The sequence below is a fragment of the Streptomyces cellostaticus genome (assembly GCF_001513965.1).
GTDB classification, from domain to species: Bacteria; Actinomycetota; Actinomycetes; order Streptomycetales; family Streptomycetaceae; genus Streptomyces; species Streptomyces cellostaticus.
In genome coordinates this window covers 40,701-57,380 of sequence record NZ_KQ948043.1, presented here as the reverse complement: position 1 = coordinate 57,380, position 16,680 = coordinate 40,701, and the positions used below count along the sequence as shown (strand labels likewise).

General features: G+C 73.7%; 12 protein-coding genes. 9 read left to right on the top strand and 3 right to left on the bottom strand.

Annotated elements, in window-relative coordinates; genetic code table 11:
• Positions 1–104 precede the first annotated feature (104 nt).
• A complete protein-coding gene (gene pknB / locus AQI88_RS35575) occupies positions 105–2,048 on the top strand; it encodes a Stk1 family PASTA domain-containing Ser/Thr kinase (protein ID WP_067007712.1) in 1,944 nt (647 codons plus the stop codon).
• A gap of 221 nt (positions 2,049–2,269) precedes the next feature.
• Here pknB and AQI88_RS35570 read toward each other — a convergent pair whose 3' ends face one another.
• Positions 2,270–3,100 (bottom strand): hypothetical protein, encoded by an 831-nt coding sequence (locus tag AQI88_RS35570; protein ID WP_067007710.1) that lies wholly within the window; start codon positions 3,098–3,100, stop codon positions 2,270–2,272.
• Between the two features lie 338 nt (positions 3,101–3,438).
• Here AQI88_RS35570 and AQI88_RS35565 point away from each other — a divergent pair, with 338 nt between their 5' ends.
• On the top strand, positions 3,439–3,750 hold the full coding sequence (locus tag AQI88_RS35565) for a hypothetical protein (RefSeq protein WP_159050472.1): 312 nt from the start codon (positions 3,439–3,441) through the stop codon (positions 3,748–3,750).
• A 311-nt stretch (positions 3,751–4,061) separates the two neighbouring features.
• Here AQI88_RS35565 and AQI88_RS35560 read toward each other — a convergent pair whose 3' ends face one another.
• Positions 4,062–5,045: a hypothetical protein gene (locus tag AQI88_RS35560; RefSeq protein ID WP_079058011.1), complete on the bottom strand. Its 984-nt coding sequence runs from the start codon at positions 5,043–5,045 to the stop codon at positions 4,062–4,064.
• A gap of 253 nt (positions 5,046–5,298) precedes the next feature.
• Between AQI88_RS35560 and AQI88_RS35555 the strand changes: the two genes are divergently transcribed.
• Both AQI88_RS35555 and AQI88_RS35550 read left to right on the top strand, forming a co-directional pair.
• The gene (locus AQI88_RS35555; RefSeq protein WP_067007703.1) at positions 5,299–5,925 is read left to right on the top strand and encodes a papain-like cysteine protease family protein; all 627 of its coding nucleotides are present in this window, start codon (positions 5,299–5,301) and stop codon (positions 5,923–5,925) included.
• A gap of 4 nt (positions 5,926–5,929) precedes the next feature.
• Positions 5,930–6,901: a hypothetical protein gene (locus AQI88_RS35550; protein WP_244184472.1), complete on the top strand. Its 972-nt coding sequence runs from the start codon at positions 5,930–5,932 to the stop codon at positions 6,899–6,901.
• 69 nt (positions 6,902–6,970) lie between these two features.
• Here AQI88_RS35550 and AQI88_RS35545 read toward each other — a convergent pair whose 3' ends face one another.
• Complete coding sequence (locus AQI88_RS35545; protein ID WP_067007699.1) at positions 6,971–7,270, bottom strand: hypothetical protein; 300 nt, start codon at positions 7,268–7,270, stop codon at positions 6,971–6,973.
• Positions 7,271–7,784: 514 nt separating this feature from the next.
• Between AQI88_RS35545 and AQI88_RS35540 the strand changes: the two genes are divergently transcribed.
• The 5 genes from AQI88_RS35540 to AQI88_RS35520 all read left to right on the top strand — a co-directional run bounded on the left by AQI88_RS35540 (position 7,785) and on the right by AQI88_RS35520 (position 16,676).
• Complete coding sequence (locus AQI88_RS35540; protein ID WP_067007696.1) at positions 7,785–7,988, top strand: thiazolylpeptide-type bacteriocin; 204 nt, start codon at positions 7,785–7,787, stop codon at positions 7,986–7,988.
• A 462-nt stretch (positions 7,989–8,450) separates the two neighbouring features.
• Positions 8,451–11,345, top strand: a complete 2,895-nt coding sequence (locus AQI88_RS35535; RefSeq protein ID WP_067007693.1) for a lantibiotic dehydratase — start codon at positions 8,451–8,453, stop codon at positions 11,343–11,345.
• The gene (locus AQI88_RS35530; protein WP_067007690.1) at positions 11,342–12,505 is read left to right on the top strand and encodes a lantibiotic dehydratase C-terminal domain-containing protein; all 1,164 of its coding nucleotides are present in this window, start codon (positions 11,342–11,344) and stop codon (positions 12,503–12,505) included. Before AQI88_RS35535 ends, AQI88_RS35530 begins: the two co-directional genes overlap by 4 nt.
• Positions 12,502–14,670, top strand: a complete 2,169-nt coding sequence (locus AQI88_RS35525; protein ID WP_067007687.1) for a hypothetical protein — start codon at positions 12,502–12,504, stop codon at positions 14,668–14,670. Before AQI88_RS35530 ends, AQI88_RS35525 begins: the two co-directional genes overlap by 4 nt.
• Positions 14,667–16,676, top strand: a complete 2,010-nt coding sequence (locus tag AQI88_RS35520; RefSeq protein ID WP_067007685.1) for a TOMM precursor leader peptide-binding protein — start codon at positions 14,667–14,669, stop codon at positions 16,674–16,676. The genes AQI88_RS35525 and AQI88_RS35520 overlap by 4 nt, the downstream gene beginning before the upstream one ends.
• Positions 16,677–16,680: the final 4 nt, after the last annotated feature.

The window sequence follows — 16,680 nt, the reverse complement described above, 5'->3', positions numbered from 1 at the left end:
GGGGCTGCGATCGCCACACTCGGCCGGCGGGGCGCCACCGAAGTCGACGTTCACACGGTGGGGGCCTTGCGCCGAGGCGGCAGCTGGGGGAAAAGGCGGGGACGATGGACGTCGAGGAGACCGAGAACTTGCACGCGGTGGGGCCGATCCGCTCGGTCGGGCAAGGCCGTTACATCCTGCAGGCACCTCTCGGCGAGGGCGGCATGGCGTCCGTGTACCGCGCCCACGACACGGTGCTGGGACGCACCGTCGCGGTGAAGACACTGCACGCGGACCTGGCCCGTGACCCCTCCTTCCGCGAGCGCTTCCGCCGTGAGGCCCAGGCGGTCGCGGCGCTCAACCACACCAATATCGTGGCCGTGCACGACAGCGGCGAGGACACCGGGCCCGACGGCGTCGTGCTGTACATCGTCATGGAGTACGTACAGGGCCGATCGGTGCGCGAGTTCATCCGGGAACGGGCCGCGGACCCTGCCGGTGGCACGGTCCCGCTGGACCGCGCGCTGGCTGTGACCTCGGCCGTGCTGGACGCCCTGGAGTGCAGCCACCGGCAGGGGCTGATCCACCGGGACATCAAGCCCGCCAACGTGATGACGACGGACGACGGCGCGGTCAAGGTGATGGACTTCGGCATCGCCCGTGCGCTGCAGTCGGACGCCACCGCGATGACCCGGACCGGCACCGTGCTCGGCACGCCCCAGTACCTCTCGCCCGAGCAGGCGCAGGGCAAGCCCGCCGACGCCCGCTCCGACCTCTACTCGGTCGGCTGCATGCTTTTCGAACTGGCCACCGGGACAACGCCGTTCGACGGCGAGTCGACGATGAGCGTGCTCTACCAGCACGTCCAGCAGCCGCCGCCGGTGCCGTCCTCGATCAACCCGTCGCTGCCATCGGCCGTCGACGCCGTCGTAGCCCGCGCCCTCAGCAAGGATCCCGCCGGACGCTACCCAAGCGCCCGCGCCATGGCCGATGACGTCCGCCGGGTCGCCGCGGGCGAAGCACCCACCCACTCGCTGCACTCCGCCCCCACGGTCACGACCGAGGACGTCACAGTCGACGCCGGTGCAGCCGAGACGTTCATGATCCGTACCGCTGCCGCGGCCCCCGGCGCGGCCGACGCCATCGCCACGACCATGCGTTCCGTCTCGAGCAGGCAGCAGGCTCACCGGCGGACTCTGCGCAACGCCAGGATCCTCGCCTGGACCTTGGTTCCCGTCGGCGCGCTCCTGATGACCGCGAGCGTGTTCGGCGCACGGTACCTGTTCCCGGACCTCTCCCACACCCCGGATCCTCGGGCGACCGGACCGTACCTCTCGTGCGATCCGACGGCCTCCTGGGGCGGCGGCTTCAACCCGCCCTCGTTCACGGGTATGTCGCCCGCGGAGGCGCGGACCTGTGCGGAGATCGCCGGACTGAAGATCGACCAGAAGACCACCATGGGGGCCAAGTACAACAAGGACACCGTCACGCGGCAGGAACCGGAGATCTCCCAGTCTGTCGAGCGGGGCAGCACCATCACCATCTGGGTGTCGACGGGCGGTGATCCCAGGGCCAAGGGCGACCTTGCCGACTGCGAGGTCGAGGAGCACCACGGCAAGGTCACCACTCCCTGGCTCAAGGGCAGAACCCCGGACACCGCCCGGATCTGCGCGGACATCGCCCATCTCAAGCTGGAGGAGGCCGGGAAGGTCCAGGACCGGCTCATACCGGCCGGCCAGGTGGCGCGCCAGGAGCCGGGAACGGAGGACATCGCCGTCGGCGGCACCGTCAAGGTCTGGATCTCCACCGGCGGTGACCCCAGGGCCGTTGGCGAGCTCTCCGGCTGCGACAGCGCGACCGATGAACAACCCGAAGCGCCGTCACTCCAGTACATGACCGTGGCGAACGCCCGCACCTGCGCGGACATCGGGCATTTCAAGCTGGAGGAGCACCGCGTTCCGGACAGGGTCTGGCCGAGCGGCGAGGTCGTCAGACAGGAGCCGAGCAGCTCCAGCCACATCGATCCCGGCGGCACCATCCGGATCTGGGTCTCGTCCGGCGCGCCGTGACACCGTCTCCCGCCGTCGAAGCCATCCGGTCGCCTGCCGGCCTGTGAGGGAGTGCTGTCGTACGTGGCGGGCGCGGCCAGAGCAGAGCGCGGGCCCAGCGTCTCGACCCGAACGGCACGTGCACCGCACCCGGCAGCGGCTGCTGTGCCTCGGACTGTGCGCCCGGCCTGGGGTGCCCCGAACTCGCCTGCCGTGCACCGCTGATGGTCGCCGAAGCCCCGTCAGAGCGGGCGAACCGGCTCGGCGGCACCGGGGGCATCCGGTTTCGCAGGACCGAAGGCCGCGTGCCAGGCTGCCGTCAGGACGGTCGAGGCAGCGCCGTCCACCAGGTGCGGTGCGCCGAATGCCATGGCTGCGTCGAGCAGCGCTCGGCCGGCTGTCCGCCACGGCTCGGTCAGTACCTTCTCACCGCGCTCGTTGCGGGTGAACGCCCCCTTGCCCCCGCGGAGGAGGGCGCTGTCGTCGACCACGCCGCACAGGGCGGTGAACCCACGGCCGATCGGCGACACCGGAGCGCCGCGCGCCACGATCGCCACGGTCGAGCGGTGATCACGTCCTCGGTACCCGGCGGCCTTCGGTTGACCGGCGATCCACTGGTCCCACGCCCTGCCGAACGCGTCGTTCGCCGCCGTGGGGCGGGCGGACGCGAGGGAGCGGGCGACGTCCTCATCGAGCGCGAGCCCGGCCGCGAGGACGCGGGTCACCGCGCCGCCATGTGGCCCGAACAGGACCGACGGAGAGATCTCCTCCACCAGGTCGACGGCGAATGCGCAGGTGTAGCCCGCCTCGGGCCGCATGCTCCGGGCGATGCGTACCGTCGCGGCGCGTTCCTCGTCAGTCGTCGGCGGTACCACCTCGGCCCGGAACAGCCGACCGGGCCAGCGGGACACCAGGACGTCGGCCGGCGAGTGGCCGACCACGAGGTAGGGCGGTTCGAGGGACGGCTGCCGCACGCGCGTACCGGCCGAGGCCGTCTGCGGGATGCCGGAGGATCCGTCGTGCACGAAGACGAATCCCGTGACCGTACCTGTGCCGTCCTGGGGTTTACCCAACGTCGCTCATACCTTCTCTCGCTGCCGGGCACTCATATCCCGGAGGCACTACGCTAACGGCCCCCGATCGTCCGCGACAAACGGTTTGAAGGAACGGAGTTCGGCTCTGCCGTTCCGGGAGCAGCCGCACATTCGGTGAGCCTTTTCCAACCCCGTTTGATCAGGCCAGATGGAGGGCGATGGCGGCTTGGATGCGCCCGCGGGTACACCTCGTCCTCGCCGGACAGGGGCAGGCTTCCGGCGGGCAGGCGAGTTCCGCACGTGGTGGGGTGGCTGGGCTCGACATGGAGCGGGAAATAAGTATTTCCAACCGTACGGGCTGTGAAAGCCTGCGCTGCATGAGCATAGCGAAAAAGGGCACGCGGATGATTGTTGTGGACGGGGACAGCTATCGCTGGGTGGTCGCGCCCAACGACGAGCCCGGTCTGGCCATCGTCGTCGTGCACGGAGAAGCGGACGGGCAGCGCATGGTGACGTGGGTCGAGCACGGAGTGGTGATCGCACCGGGATTGGTCGCGGCTGCCATCCGTCAGGCGTTGCTTCACCATGGCTGGACACCTCGGGAGCGTGGCAAGCAGCTCACGTTGCGGTGCCTGGACGTGGATCCCGATGCGGCGAATCTCAGCGTGGTCGCCTGGCCACCCGGCTAGGGCCTGTCCGGCGGATCAGGCCGGCTCCAGGCAACGGTGCCTCATCAGCACACTGGTGAGCGGGGGCATGGAGGGTGCCCCCGCGCGAGCGCAGCCGAGCGTGAGGGAGTCGGCAACCGACGACAACGCCGCTGGGGGTCCCCCCACGCCCTTAAGGCAGTGGGGGAGTACGTGCCAGACCCCGCGATTCCGGCATGATCCGCCCGGTCCCGGGCCGGAGTCTGGCTCGTCGAACAGCCACGCGGACCCCGGCAGCACGGAACTGCTCGCCACCGCCACGTCTGCTCGAACTCACCACATAGGACACGGTGTCAGTCCCACTCCCATGTGATGCCGAGGACACCCGGCCGTATCTGCTGCTCCAGGAGGTGGACCGAGCCGTGAGCGTTCAGTGTCAGATCGGCGACCGCCTCGCGAGGGGCGGTCGCCGAGGGACGGGCGAAGCGACGGCAGTGGACGGGCAGGACAGCGCGGTCGAAGCCGACCTGGAGGACATACTGCCCGCCGCCGTAGGTGAAGCCACGAACGTACTCATGGCTGGGCGCGCCGGTTCCGTCCTCGAAGCGGTACCCCAGGACGGCGGTCTCCCCGACTCTTAACCGCCCGTCGAAGAGCAGCTCGACAACAATCACCCCCGAAGCGCCGTGACGGCGGATCCGCCCGACCCGGCAGTTGCCGAGACTGCATACCCGTACCCGTTCCGTGTCGCAGCCCGGGTCGCCGTGATAGATGGCGAGATAGCGGTCGACGCCATCGCGGTGGGCCCGTACGACGTGTTGCGAGTCGCGGGCGGCGAGCTCTCGATGGGCACCGATGTGAACGTGCTCGTAGTGGATCACGGTGTGCAGCCCGCCGTCCGCCGGTGCCGCCAGACTCGCCAGCAGCGATTCGACCGCGGCGGCGGGTTCGAGGAGGGTGCGATACGGGCGGGCCGCGGGATGGCCGCTCGTGGCACGTGGGCCTATCAGGCGGGTGAGGGCGTGCGGGGGAAGCTCCAGCACCTCCTCGAGCGCGGCGACGGCACGAAGCGACTCGGGCCGCTCGGGCCGCCGCACACCGCGCTGCCAGTAGCTGAGGCTGGTCACACCGACACGTATGCCGCGCTGGGCGAGCCGGTGCTGCACGCGATGCAGAGCCAGGCCGCGTGCGGCAAGCGCAGCCCGGAGCGCGGCGGAGAACGGGCCGGTGCGCAGGGCTTCGGCGAGTTCGGCCTCGGGGGTGGAGCGGCGGGACGAGCCGATGGCTGGGTCACCGGGGCGCGGGGTGGCACGGCGATCGGCATTGTGTGCAGACATTGGGCCCCTCCCCTCCCCCCACCCCCCTCTGATTGTTTACCTGTGAACGTTCACTTCCCCGTCCGAGAACGGGGCGTCACTTGCGCTGCCACCTGCTGGTACCTGCTGTGGCGTTCACAACCGTACGGGTGGAGTTCACTTCGCCGCCAGCCCTGTGGATAACTTCGTTGACCGAGACCCGACAAGAGATCGATGCTGCTGTCGCAGCGTCCGGACGCGCTCCTCCACCCCCACCCTGACCGGGAGGAACGCCATGTCCACTAGCACCCAGGGGCGTAGACGGCTGGCATCAGCGGTCCTCGTGGCCGTCGCCGTCCTGACGCCCGCCCTCGTGCCAACGGCCACCGCTCACGCAGCTCCGCATTCCGCTCCGCACGCCGCCGCTCACCCCGCCGTTCCCGCCGCCAAGCGCCTCAACATCACCATGCAGGCGCAGCAGAACAGCAACTGGTGCTGGGCAGCGAGCGGCAACACCATCGCGTCCTGGTTCGGGCGCGACTACACCCAGAACCAGTTCTGCGACGCCGCTTTCAACCGGCCCCAGGGCAGCACCTGCGGCAACTGGCAGGCGGCGTTGGGCGACGTGCAGAACGCCCTCGACTGGATGGGCATCAACCCCGGTACGTACGTGAGGGGTTATCTGCGCTACAGCACCGTGCAGAAGGAGATCGACGCCGACCGCCCCATCGAGACGCGCATCCAGTGGAGCTCCGGGGGCGGGCACATGCATGTGCTGTACGGCTACGACACCTCGGGCACCCAAGTCTACTGGGGCGACCCATGGCCCTCCAACTACCGCTACAACTGGGGGGATTACGACTACTACGTGAGCAACAACTCGTTCACGTGGACCCACTCGCTCTACGGGATCGGAGCGTGACCCCATGACCCCGATCCGCACGTCACCGATCCAGACCACACCGACCCAGACCACACCGACCCAGACGCCATCGGGCGGCACGTCACCAACCCCGGCGTCACCGAAGCGCCGCACACCGAACCGGCACGCGCCCGCCGGCCGCAAGGTCGTCCGCAAGAGCGCGGCGGTCGTCGTGCTCGCCGCCACCGCGGCCCTCGGCGCACTCGCCCCCGCAACCGCCCACGCGGCGGCCGCCGGTGACTTCCCCGCGCCCTTCACCGCCGCCGACACCGTTCAGGCGCGCGAGGCGGCGTCAACCCCGGCGACCCTCCTCACCCTCTCGCGCTTCTTCGCCCGCGATGGCGCGATCACGCAGAGCACGGCCCGGCCGCACCTGGTCGGGCCGTCGGCAACCATCTACTTCCTCGACCCGGGGTTCGTCGCCGGACGCCCGGGCGCACCAGTTGCCGACCCGCAGTTCGTCGCGAGCAAGGCGGTCTCCGCGGACGGCCAGGTCGCCTCGGTGTGGACCGTACGGACGGCGAAGGGGTGGAAGGTCGTCAACATAGCGACCGGCGGTGACGAGACCGACTATGTCAGCGAGGCGCACGGCCTCGGAACCGTCTTCCGGGAACCGCAGATCGACGCCTGGTACGTGATGCGCAACGGCCGTGTGCTGCCGCTCGACCCCGACGCGCGGCGCGCCGTGGGGAGGGGCGGAGTGCCCCTGGCCGCCTACCAGCGCCTCGTACATGCGAAGTACAGCGGCAAGCTCCCGGGGTCCGGCTACGACCGGGCGGGCGAGGGAGGCGGTTACGGCGGTACGGCCGCGCCCCCGCACGCGTCCGCCGCACCCGCGGAGACCACGGCAACCGGGGCGACCGGGGCGACCGCCGGGGTAGCTGTCACCGCGGGCGCCGCCGCCACGGCCGTCGCCGCCTTGCTCGGCGCCTGCTTCGGCGTCCGCCGCATGCGGCGCGCGCACCGCGTCAGCTGAGCCGCCTCCCCGGCCCCGCGCCCCGTGCCCCAGGCCCACCCGGTCTGGGGCACGGGCCGACCCCTCCAGCTACCGTCGGCGATCGGGCGCGACGACAGCGCTCTTGAAAGGGTCTGCCGGTAAGTCCGCCGAGTCGACCAGCACCGCCAGGGCTGCGATCAGCCCCATGATGACGAAGTTGACCAGGGCCGCGTACAGGATGCACAGCCGGCCAACGATGATGGCTGCCAGGGAAGGCCAACAGCCCTCTACGCCATGCCTCTTGGCGCGGCGGCGCCCGATGTGCCCGGAGATGACGGCGACCAGCCCACGGACGATCAGCAGGCTCAGGATGGCCGCCGAGTACGTCACCTCGGGCCGGCCGCCCATGCCCAAGGGCGACCGTGCAGCCGCCCCGGACGGCTCCGGGCCCCTCCCCCGCAACGAAAGTTGACCAATAGTGATCCCTCATGGATGCGACGTACGTCACCTCCGGGCACCGGACCCGCACGAGGGCGCCCGGAGGCGCTGACACCCCGCTGACGGAGGCCTGACGTCCCTCTGCCGGGGCTCCGGCCAACTTGTGGGCAATCAGGGAAGATCCGCCTCACAAAGGGCACACAACTCCACGCTGTCTTCACTGTTCATCAGTCCAACTGGAGCTGCACCACCGCGCCGCGATGCGCCAAGACGCACTGAACCGGATGAAAACAACAGGCCAATGTACAGATTGGCCTTGCTGTCGGCCTGTCCCGGGACCCAGACTCGCTGCTGTACGACGAACGACCGTTCGGACCTTTTTTCCAGCTTCGAGCGGAATCCTTACATGCCCGTCTTTCGGCATGTCCGCGCCGCCATCCCATCGGCGCGTTCCGATTTCCACCTTCCTCTGAAGGAGTTCGTCATGTCCCGTACCCCGAACCAGCAGGACGCCCTGGAGCTCCAGGACCTCGCCCTGGACACGGACCTGGACCTCACCGACCTGACCGTGACCTCGCTGCGCGACACCGCCGCACTGCCCGAGAACGGCGCCTCGTGGGGCTCCTGCTCGTGCCAGGGCTCGTCGTCGTGTGCGCAGCCGCAGGTCACCACGCCCGTCGTCCTCTGACGCCGCGCCCGCCACGAACACCGCCCTTCCCACCAGAAAGGCTCCACATGTCCGACCACCGCGAGGACCTCCTCGCCCTCGAGGACCTCGACCTCGGCGACTGACCGTCACCGCTCTGAGGGACACCGTCGCGCTACCCGAGACGGGCGCCTAGGCGGAGCGAGCTCGTGCTCGTGCGGCTCCTCCTCGTGCGCCCAGCCCGGGTTGCCCGACCTGCCCTACTGGTCCGCCCTCGGCCTCGCATCCTGCCAGGCTCGGTGAGCCAGGGCTCCCGTGCGGCCGGCCGGCTCGTCCAGTCCTGCCCGGCCGGCCGTACCCCCCGTGCCCACCCTGCCGATCCCGACGCGGTCCGCCGATTGTGCTCGGCCCGCATGCCCGCCCGGTCCGCTGAAGTGGTCCGCGCATGCACGCCCTTTCCGCCGATCCCGCCCGCCCTCCGAGCCGTACGCCGGGAGCCCCGTCATGCCGCACATCGCCCCGCCGACAGCCCCGGCGCGCGTGCCTCCGCCCGACCGGGCCGACCCGTCCGGCCAGACCGCGACACACGACCCGGCGGACCTGTGCGACCAGGCCGACCCGGCAGGCCCCTACGACCCGGCGGACCCGTACGAACGGAGCGCGCCGTACGCCCTCGTCCGTACGACCGTGCTCCCGTACCCCGCCGAGACCGCCCCCGCCACCGAGGTGCGGGCTCTGCTCGCCCGGCTCACCGCCCTGGCCGCCCAGGACGCCGCCCTGCGGGCCGCCCTGTCCGACGACCTCTTCGCCGCGCGCGCCGGTCACGATGAGGAGTTCCACCGCCAGGTGGTCCTCCCGCTCCGCCGCGCCCTGCACAACGGCCGCGAGCCCCGCCCCGCCCTCCTGGGCCGACTCGGCGCCCTTCCCGACCGGGTGCCGCGGCTCGCCGACTGGCTCGCCCTGCGCGAGCTGCGCGCCCGGCTGCTCGACGAGCTCGGCGCGGCCGTCCCGCCCGCCCTGGCCGCCGAGCGCGCCGCGCTCGCCGACCTCTGTCGCTCCCCCGCCTTCGCCCGGGCCATCGCCCTGACCAGCGCCGACCTGCTGCGGGCGGTCAGCAGGGCCGGCCGGGGCGAGGCTGGTCGGCGGGCGCGCAAAGAGGAGGCCTCGGTCCTGCGGCACGCCCTGCGGGCGAGCACGAAGACCAGTCCGCTGTCGTGGTTCACCGCCGTTGGGTGGGCGGCCGGGCCAGCCGTCGGCGCGGCTGCCACGGCCACCTCCGCGCCGGAGCCCGAGCCCGGGTCCACCGCCCCGCTGACCTCGGTCGTCAAGGAGAACCGCACGCTCGTCGCCGCGCTCACCGCGGCCCTGCTCGACGAGCCGCGCCGCCGCCGCGCCCTCCCCCACCGCATGACGAGCACCGCACGGGTGGCTGACGGGCGGGCCCGCTTCGCCCGCGCCGAGGCGCTGTTCGCCGGCGGCCGGTACCTGGTCAGCCGCGAGGACGAGGTCGAGGTGGCCGCCCGCCCGGCGCTGGACACGCTGGCCGCCGCCCTCGCCGGCGGCCCGCTCGTCCTCGGCACGCTGACCGCCCGGCTCGCGGCTGACCTGGGCCGCACGGCGGACGACGCCGCCGTCGCGGACTTCGTGGACCGGCTCGCCGATGCGGGGCTGCTCGTGCCCGCGGAGCCCGTCGACCCGCAGCACCCCGCCCCGCTCCTCGCGCTCGCCGACTGGCTGCGCCAGTGGCCCGCGGACGCCGGCCTGGCGGACCGGATCACCCGACTCGCCGACGACACACGGCGGTTCGCGGCCACCCCCGCCATCGAGCGTCCCGCCCTGCTCGCCGCCCTGGCCGACAGTTGGCACGAGCTGCTCGCCGACACCGGCCGACCCGTCCCGCCGGACGCGGCCCCGCTGACGGCCCTCAGCGAGGACGCGGTCGCCCCCGTTTCCCTGGCCCCACGCCGCCCGCCGGCCTCACCGGGTGCGGGCGAGCGGGCCACGGGACTGCCCTACGAGGACCGGCCCGCCGGGTATGACCCGTTCACCCCCGCCGACCATGCCGCGCTCACCGAACTCACCTCCCTGGCCGAGCTGTTCGACCTCGGACACGTGATGAGCCAGGTCGCCCGGGACCGCTTCGTCGCCCGCTACGGGGAGGGCGGCGCCTGCCGCGACCCGTGGGACTTCGGCGCCGACACCGCCGCCGCCTGGGAGGAATCCGGGCGCCTCGTGGGCCGGCCGTCCGACGACCCCGAACTGCCGGCTGGACTGGTCGAACTCGCCCACCTTCGCGAGGAGTTCGCCGCGCTTTCGTGGAAGGCGGCAGGAGCGGCCGGTGACACGGCTCCCGAGATCGTCCTGCCGGCCGGCCCCGTCCGCGCCCTGGCCGCCCGCCTGCCCGACTGGACGGCCGCCCGGCCGCTCAGCTACTCCCACTTCGTCCAACGCGACCACGACAACGGGCTGTTGTGCGTCAATCACGTCTACGGCGGCTGGGGCCGGTTCACCAGCCGCTTCCTCGACGCTTTGCCGGCGAGCGCCGTGGCCACGGTCGGCGAGCGCGTCCGGCGCGGCCTCGGCGCGGGCGAGCGGGCGGCCCAAGTCCGGCCGGTGGGCGGGTTCAACGCCAACCTCCACCCGCTGTTGCTCGCCGAGGAGATCGGGCCCGACCGCGGCCGGACCGCCCTCGCCGAGGCCGACCTCGATCTCGTCCACGACCCGGCCACCGACCGACTGCGGTTCCGCGTACGAGCGACCGGCGACCTGCTGGACGTGCTCTACCTGGGCTTCCTGGCCCCGATCATGCTGCCGCAGCGGCTCGGGCCGTTCCTCAACGACCATCCCACGGGGGTGGTGGACTTCCGTCCGCTGTTGCCCCGGCACGCCATGACGGCGCCGGGCGGTCAGATGATCCGTACACCGCGACTGCGCCACCGCCACCTGGTGCTGGCCCGGCGCCGCTGGCACCTCGGCCCGGGCGTGCTCGACGCGCTGCGCGCCGACCTCGCCGCGGAGGAGCGGCAGGTGCCGGCCGCCGCGGTGGCCCGCTGGCGGGCCCTGCTCGACCTGCCGGAACAGCTCTTCCTTCACCCGGTTCCGCGGCCCCCGGCCGGGCGCGCGGTCGACGACTTCGTCGCGCGGCTGCGGGCGCCCAAGCCGCAGGCGCTCGACCTGGGCAATGCCCTGCACCTGCGCTGCCTGGGCAACTGGCTGGCACGCCATCCCCAGGGCGTCGTCCTGGAGGAGGCCCTGCCGGCCTTCGGCGGCCGGGACCAGCCCGCCCGTGCCGTCGAGTCCGTCGTCGAGACGTACCGGCCGGCGCGCCCCCGTACGGCCGACCGGGCCGCGCCCGGCTCCGCCGCCCCGCCCGTACCCCGCCGAGGAGGCACCCGATGAACGCCGGCCCCGCCCCCGCGGCCATGCCCGGCTCCGCCGCGGCCCTCGACGTCGTCCTGTACGACTACCGCGAGGACAAGGCCCCGCTGCTGCGCGAGGCGGTGTTGCCGTTGGCCCGCCGGGCCGCAGCCGTTGGCCTGACTGCGCACGTCGAGCGTCACTGGCTGTACGGCCCGCACGTACGGCTCCGGCTGCGCGGCGCACCCGACCGGGCGGCCGCGGCGGCCGAGCGCAGCGCGGCCGCGCTGCGGACCTGGGCGGCCGAGCACCCCTCGGCCGCCCGCGTCACCGAGGAGGAACTTCTCGCCCAGGCCGCGGTGGCCGGCCGCGCCGAGCTGATCGCCCCGCCGTACTGCCCACTCGTACCGGATGGCACGGTCCGCGTCGAGCCGGTGGACCAGTCGTCCCTGTGCGCCCTGATCGGGCCCGACGGGGTACGGCTCCGCGACGACCTGCTGGCGCTGGGCCTGCCGGCGCTCGACACCGGGTGCGCGTTCCTGGGCGGGCACGGCGACGCGCCCGCCGCCCGCGTGCAGCTCGCGGTCGCAGCGCTGGCCGCGCACGCCGCGGCGCACCCGGAGGGGCTGATCGGCGGCCACTACTCGTTCGTCTCGCACCTCGAGGACTTCCTGGTGTACGAGGATCCGGACGGGCGCCTGCGGGCGGCCTTCGAACGCCGGTGGAAGGCCACGGGGCCGGCCGTCGCCGCCCTGGTCGGACGGATCACGAACGGCGGGGCGGCCGGCTGGGAACGCGCCTGGGCCGACTGGTCCGCCGAGGCCTGGCGCATCGCGGAGGAGCGGTTCGCTGCGGGCGCGGACTTCGCCGGCGTCCCCTTCGAGTACCGCAACCGGGCGGCGGCGCTCGGCGACCAGACGGTGGCCGAGCGCTGGAACCAGGACGTCCGCACCCGCTACAGCGAGTTCCACCGCCGGCTGCGTCGCTCGGACCCGCAGGGGGCGATGTGGAGCCGGCCCGACTACCTGGTCTACCGGGCCTGTACGAACGCGCTCTACCGGCTGTTCGCGATCTGCGACGTACGGCCGGTGGAGCGGTACCTCGCCGCGGACCTGGTCGTGCGCACGGTGCCGGAGCTCACCGGGCACACCTGGCAGGGCCGCATCGACGAAGTGATCGCGGCGGTGGAGGGCTCGTCATGACCAACGCCCCCGCCGCCGCAGCGGGCACGGCCCCGGAGCCCGCGGGCCCCGCACCGGGCCGGGAGCCCGTTCCGCCGGCGCCCAAAGCCCCCGTCGTGTCGGCGTCGCGGCCGGAGCCGCGGCTCCGGCTGCGGCCCGGTGTGGCCGTCACTCCGCTGCTCACGGGTCTGCACCTGCGCGGCCGCGGCGCCGGCGTCACGCTGGAGGGCAGCCGCGCGCTGCCGGCCCTGTGGCAGCTGCTCTCGGACCGGCTCGCTCCGGACCGCGCGGTGCGGGGCGCCGGCGGCGCACAGGCCGGTGCCGGGGCGCGGGCGGACGGCAACACGCAGGCCGGTGCCGGGGCCCCGGCCAACGCCCGGGTTCAGGCCGACGCCGCAGCCCAGGCCGGCGTAGGGATTCCGGCAGACGCCGGGGAAGCCAAGGCCGGAGCAGGGGCCGGTGCCCAGGCGCAGGCGCAGGCGCAGGCGCAGGCGCAGGCGCAGGCCGCCGAGAACGACCAGGCCGACCCGCGGGTGGAAGTCGCGCTGGCCACGCTCACGGCACGACTGCGCGAGCACGATCTGCTGGTCGAGCACCCGGACGGTGTCGAACTCCCGCCCTGGCCGGGTTCGTCGGCCGCCCACCCGGCCGAGGCGGTCGAAGCGATCCGGAGCGCGCGACCGGTCGTCGCCGCACCGGATCCCGAGGGCCCGCTCGCCATGAGCCTCGTACGGGCGCTCCGCCGCGCGGGCGCGAGCCCGCGGGTCGCCACCGACGCCCGGCTGCCCGGCGACCGGGCCGTGATCACGGCCGACGCGCCGTCCGGGGCCGTGGCGCTGGCCGTTTCCTGCGACGCCGACGGCGGCTTCGTCACCGCGCCAGGGCCCCCGGACCGCGCCCGCTCCGACGCCGCCGCGATCGCCACCCGCCTCGGCAGCGGCACACCACCGTGGGCACCGAGCGGTCCCGTCATCGCGCAGTCGCGGTCGGCGACGCCGGCCACGGCGCCGTCCGAGATGCCTGTCGGTGCCGGGGCGCCGTCGCAAACGGCTGCCGCTGCCGGGACACCGTCCCGTACGCATGTCGCGCTGCTCGCCGGTGCCGCGGCCGGGCGGCTGCTCGCGGCCGTCGCCGACCTTCCGGACCCCGCCGCGCAGGAGGACGCCTCCGGCACAGCGGCGGCCGGGCATGCGGCCGTGCTGATCGCCGGGGCCGAGCCTCCGGAGTCGACGTACCACCCGTGGGCCGCGGTCCCGCGCGCCGCCCGGTGGGGGCCGGATGCCCCGCCCGCGCCGGACCTCGGGGAGGCCCTGCGCCGGGTCACGGCCCTGAGCGACCCGCGTCTCGGCGTGCTCGACGCGCCACTGCCCGGGGACCTGCCGCAACTGCCCGCGTCGCTCGCGTCCTGCCGGACCCCGGCGGGTCTGCTGGTCGCCGGCGCGGTACGGGCGGACCTGGCCCGGCTTGAAGCGGCCTGCCGAGCCGCCGAACTGGCCCTCGCCGACGGCCCGTCGGCCCCGGTTGTCGGAGCGAGCCCCGACCACGCCCGCGGCCGGGCACTGCGCCGCGCGGTCCTCGACCGCATCGGCCTGGAAGCCGCTTCCACCGCGTCAGAGGCGGATCGGGTCGGTGCCGGCGCCTGCGCCGACGGCATCGGTGACGACGTCTGGCGCTCGCACCCTCAGGCCCGCCACTGGTGGACCGTGCTGACCGAACGCATGGGCCGGTCAGCCGATCTGACGGTCCGGCAACTCGGCTCCGAAGAAGCCCATTCCGCCGTCATCCGGGTCCGGTCGACCCCGACCGTTACCGGCGCCTCCCCCCACACGGTGAGCCGCGCCGTCGAGGCCACCGCATCCGACGCCGTGGCCCTCGCCGCCCTCGACGCGGTCACGCGCGCGATGGCGGCGGAGCACGCGCCGGACGGGGCGCGGCACACCACTCTCAGCGGCGCCGTGGCCCCGCTCGCCGCGGCCGGCGTCGAGCCGGCCGGCTGGGCGGACGAGGGCTGGACCGACGCCTGGCTGGCCTCGATCGCCGCCCGGGAACCGGCCCTGCGCGCCGCCCTGCACCGCCTGACCGGCATGCGCCCCAGACCCTGGCGGGGCACCGGCCACCACCCCCTCGCCCGCGCCCTGCGCGCATCCGGATTCACGGTCCTGACCGGATCGGGAGGCCCCCGATGAGCACCGCCGACCCTTACGCCCTCCCCCTCCCCGTCCCTGTCCCTGTCCTCGATCCGGCGGCGGCGCTCGCGACCGTCGGGGGCACCGCCGTCGTGCAGCTGACCGCGTGGGACCTCGGACTGGCCGAGCGGCTCAGCCGGCACGCCCTGGCCCATCCGGTGCGGTTCGTGCCGGTGCGCGAGGACGGGGCGTTGACCGTGATCGGGCCCGTACTCCACCCCGAGGCGCGGGCCTGCCTCGCCTGTGCTGAGTACCAGCGGCTGGCCACCGCGGGCGGCCGGGTGCCGTGGCAGAGCCCGCGGCTGGCGCTCGGCGGCACCGGAACCCCGCCGCTGGCCGAGGCGGCGCTCCGGCTCGCGGCAGACCTGCTGAGGGGCGAGCCGCCTGAACCGATGCCACCCGCGGCCGGCCGGAACGCCTCGCCCGCAGCCGACCCGCTCACATCCGACCCCGACGCCTCCGACCCCGACGCCTCCGACCCGCTCGCGGTCGACAGGCGGGCCGTCGTCCACATCCTCCAGGGCGACCGGTACACCTGGTCCACCCACCGCATCCGGCCGGTCGGCGGCTGCCCGGTCTGCCGGCCGCTGCCGGACGACTCGCCCGCCGGCGCCCGGTTGTCGGCCGAGCCCCGGCCGCTGCCCGATCCGTCAGTGCTGCGCGGCCCCAACGCCCGTACGACGCATGCCCACTTGCGGGCCGAGTTGCACGACGAGCGGTTCGGTCCGGTGCGTCGGCTCTTCCGGACCGAGGACTCCGCGTTCGCGCTGACCACCGCCTGGGTGACGGACGGCCGCTCCCTCGACGACGGCGGTTACGGCCGGTCGGGCGACTTCCGGTCCAGCGAACGCGTCGCCCTCTTCGAGAGCGTGGAGCGTTTCGCCGGGATGCGGCCCACCGGCCGCCGCACCGTGCTCCGCGCCTCGTACGCCGACCTCGTCGCCGCGGGCGAGCACGCCGTACTCGACCCCGTCCGGCTCGGCCTGCCGGATCCCGAGCTCGACGGCCACCCCGCCCGCCGGACCGTCCCGTACTCCCCGGACCTCGCACTCGACTGGGTGTACGGATGGTCGCTCACCGAGCGCTGCGCGCTGGCGGTACCCGAGCACGTGGCGTACTGGGACGTACCGGGGCCGGACCGGCCGCGGGTGGTGTACGAGTCCTCGAACGGCTGCGGACTGGGCAACAGCCCCCAAGAGGCCGCGCTGTACGGGCTGTTCGAGGTCGCCGAACGCGATGCCTTCCTGATGGCCTGGTACGCGCGCACCCCGCTGCCCCGGGTCGCCGTCCCCGTCGACGACCCGGAGGTCGCCGCCCTGGCCGACCGTGCCGCGCTGCTGCGCTACCGCCTGATCCTGCTGGACGCCACCAACGACCTGGGTGTGCCGGCGGTGATCTCGCTCTGCCGCTACGAGGGCGCGCATCCCGACGCGCCCCGCACGTTCCTGGCCGCCGGCGCCCACCATGATCCCCGGGTGGCGATCCGCTCGGCGGTGACCGAGGTGGTCACCAACGTCCAGGAAGCCGCCCGCCGTTCGGCCCCGGGCGGTCCCCGGGACCCGGAGCGGCTGCGTCCGATGCTGGACCGCCCCGAGCTGGTGCTGGACCTCGACGACCACGTCGGCCTCAACACCCTGCCGGAGGCGCAGCCCCGGCTGGATTTCCTGTTCACCGGTTCCGCGGAGACGCCGTGGTACGAGCGGTGGCCGGGGGCGCCCGAGCCGGTGGCCGACCTGACGCTGCTGCTGGAGCGGACCGTGGAGCGGCTGGCCGCCGAGGGCCTGGAGGTCATCGCGGTCACGCAGGACGAGCCGGGTGTAGGGGACCGGCTGGGGCTGCACTGCGCCAAGGTGATCGTCCCCGGCACGCTTCCGATGACCTTCGGGCACGTCAACCGCCGCACCGCGGGACTGGACCGGCTGCTGGAGGTGCCCCACCGGCTGGGCCGTACCGCCCGGCCACCGCGCCACGACGAACTGCCCCTCCACCCCCACCCCTTCCCGTGAGGAC

Excerpts from the sequence above, each read along its gene's own strand:
- pknB (WP_067007712.1), top strand. The coding sequence starts at position 105 with ATGGACGTCGAGGAGACCGAGAACTTGCACGCGGTGGGGCCGATCCGC.
- AQI88_RS35565 (WP_159050472.1), top strand. The coding sequence starts at position 3,439 with ATGAGCATAGCGAAAAAGGGCACGCGGATGATTGTTGTGGACGGGGAC.
- AQI88_RS35560 (WP_079058011.1), bottom strand. The coding sequence starts at position 5,045 with ATGTCTGCACACAATGCCGATCGCCGTGCCACCCCGCGCCCCGGTGAC.
- AQI88_RS35555 (WP_067007703.1), top strand. The coding sequence starts at position 5,299 with ATGTCCACTAGCACCCAGGGGCGTAGACGGCTGGCATCAGCGGTCCTC.
- AQI88_RS35550 (WP_244184472.1), top strand. The coding sequence starts at position 5,930 with ATGACCCCGATCCGCACGTCACCGATCCAGACCACACCGACCCAGACC.
- AQI88_RS35545 (WP_067007699.1), bottom strand. The coding sequence starts at position 7,270 with ATGGGCGGCCGGCCCGAGGTGACGTACTCGGCGGCCATCCTGAGCCTG.
- AQI88_RS35540 (WP_067007696.1), top strand. The coding sequence starts at position 7,785 with ATGTCCCGTACCCCGAACCAGCAGGACGCCCTGGAGCTCCAGGACCTC.
- AQI88_RS35535 (WP_067007693.1), top strand. The coding sequence starts at position 8,451 with ATGCCGCACATCGCCCCGCCGACAGCCCCGGCGCGCGTGCCTCCGCCC.
- AQI88_RS35530 (WP_067007690.1), top strand. The coding sequence starts at position 11,342 with ATGAACGCCGGCCCCGCCCCCGCGGCCATGCCCGGCTCCGCCGCGGCC.
- AQI88_RS35525 (WP_067007687.1), top strand. The coding sequence starts at position 12,502 with ATGACCAACGCCCCCGCCGCCGCAGCGGGCACGGCCCCGGAGCCCGCG.
- AQI88_RS35520 (WP_067007685.1), top strand. The coding sequence starts at position 14,667 with ATGAGCACCGCCGACCCTTACGCCCTCCCCCTCCCCGTCCCTGTCCCT.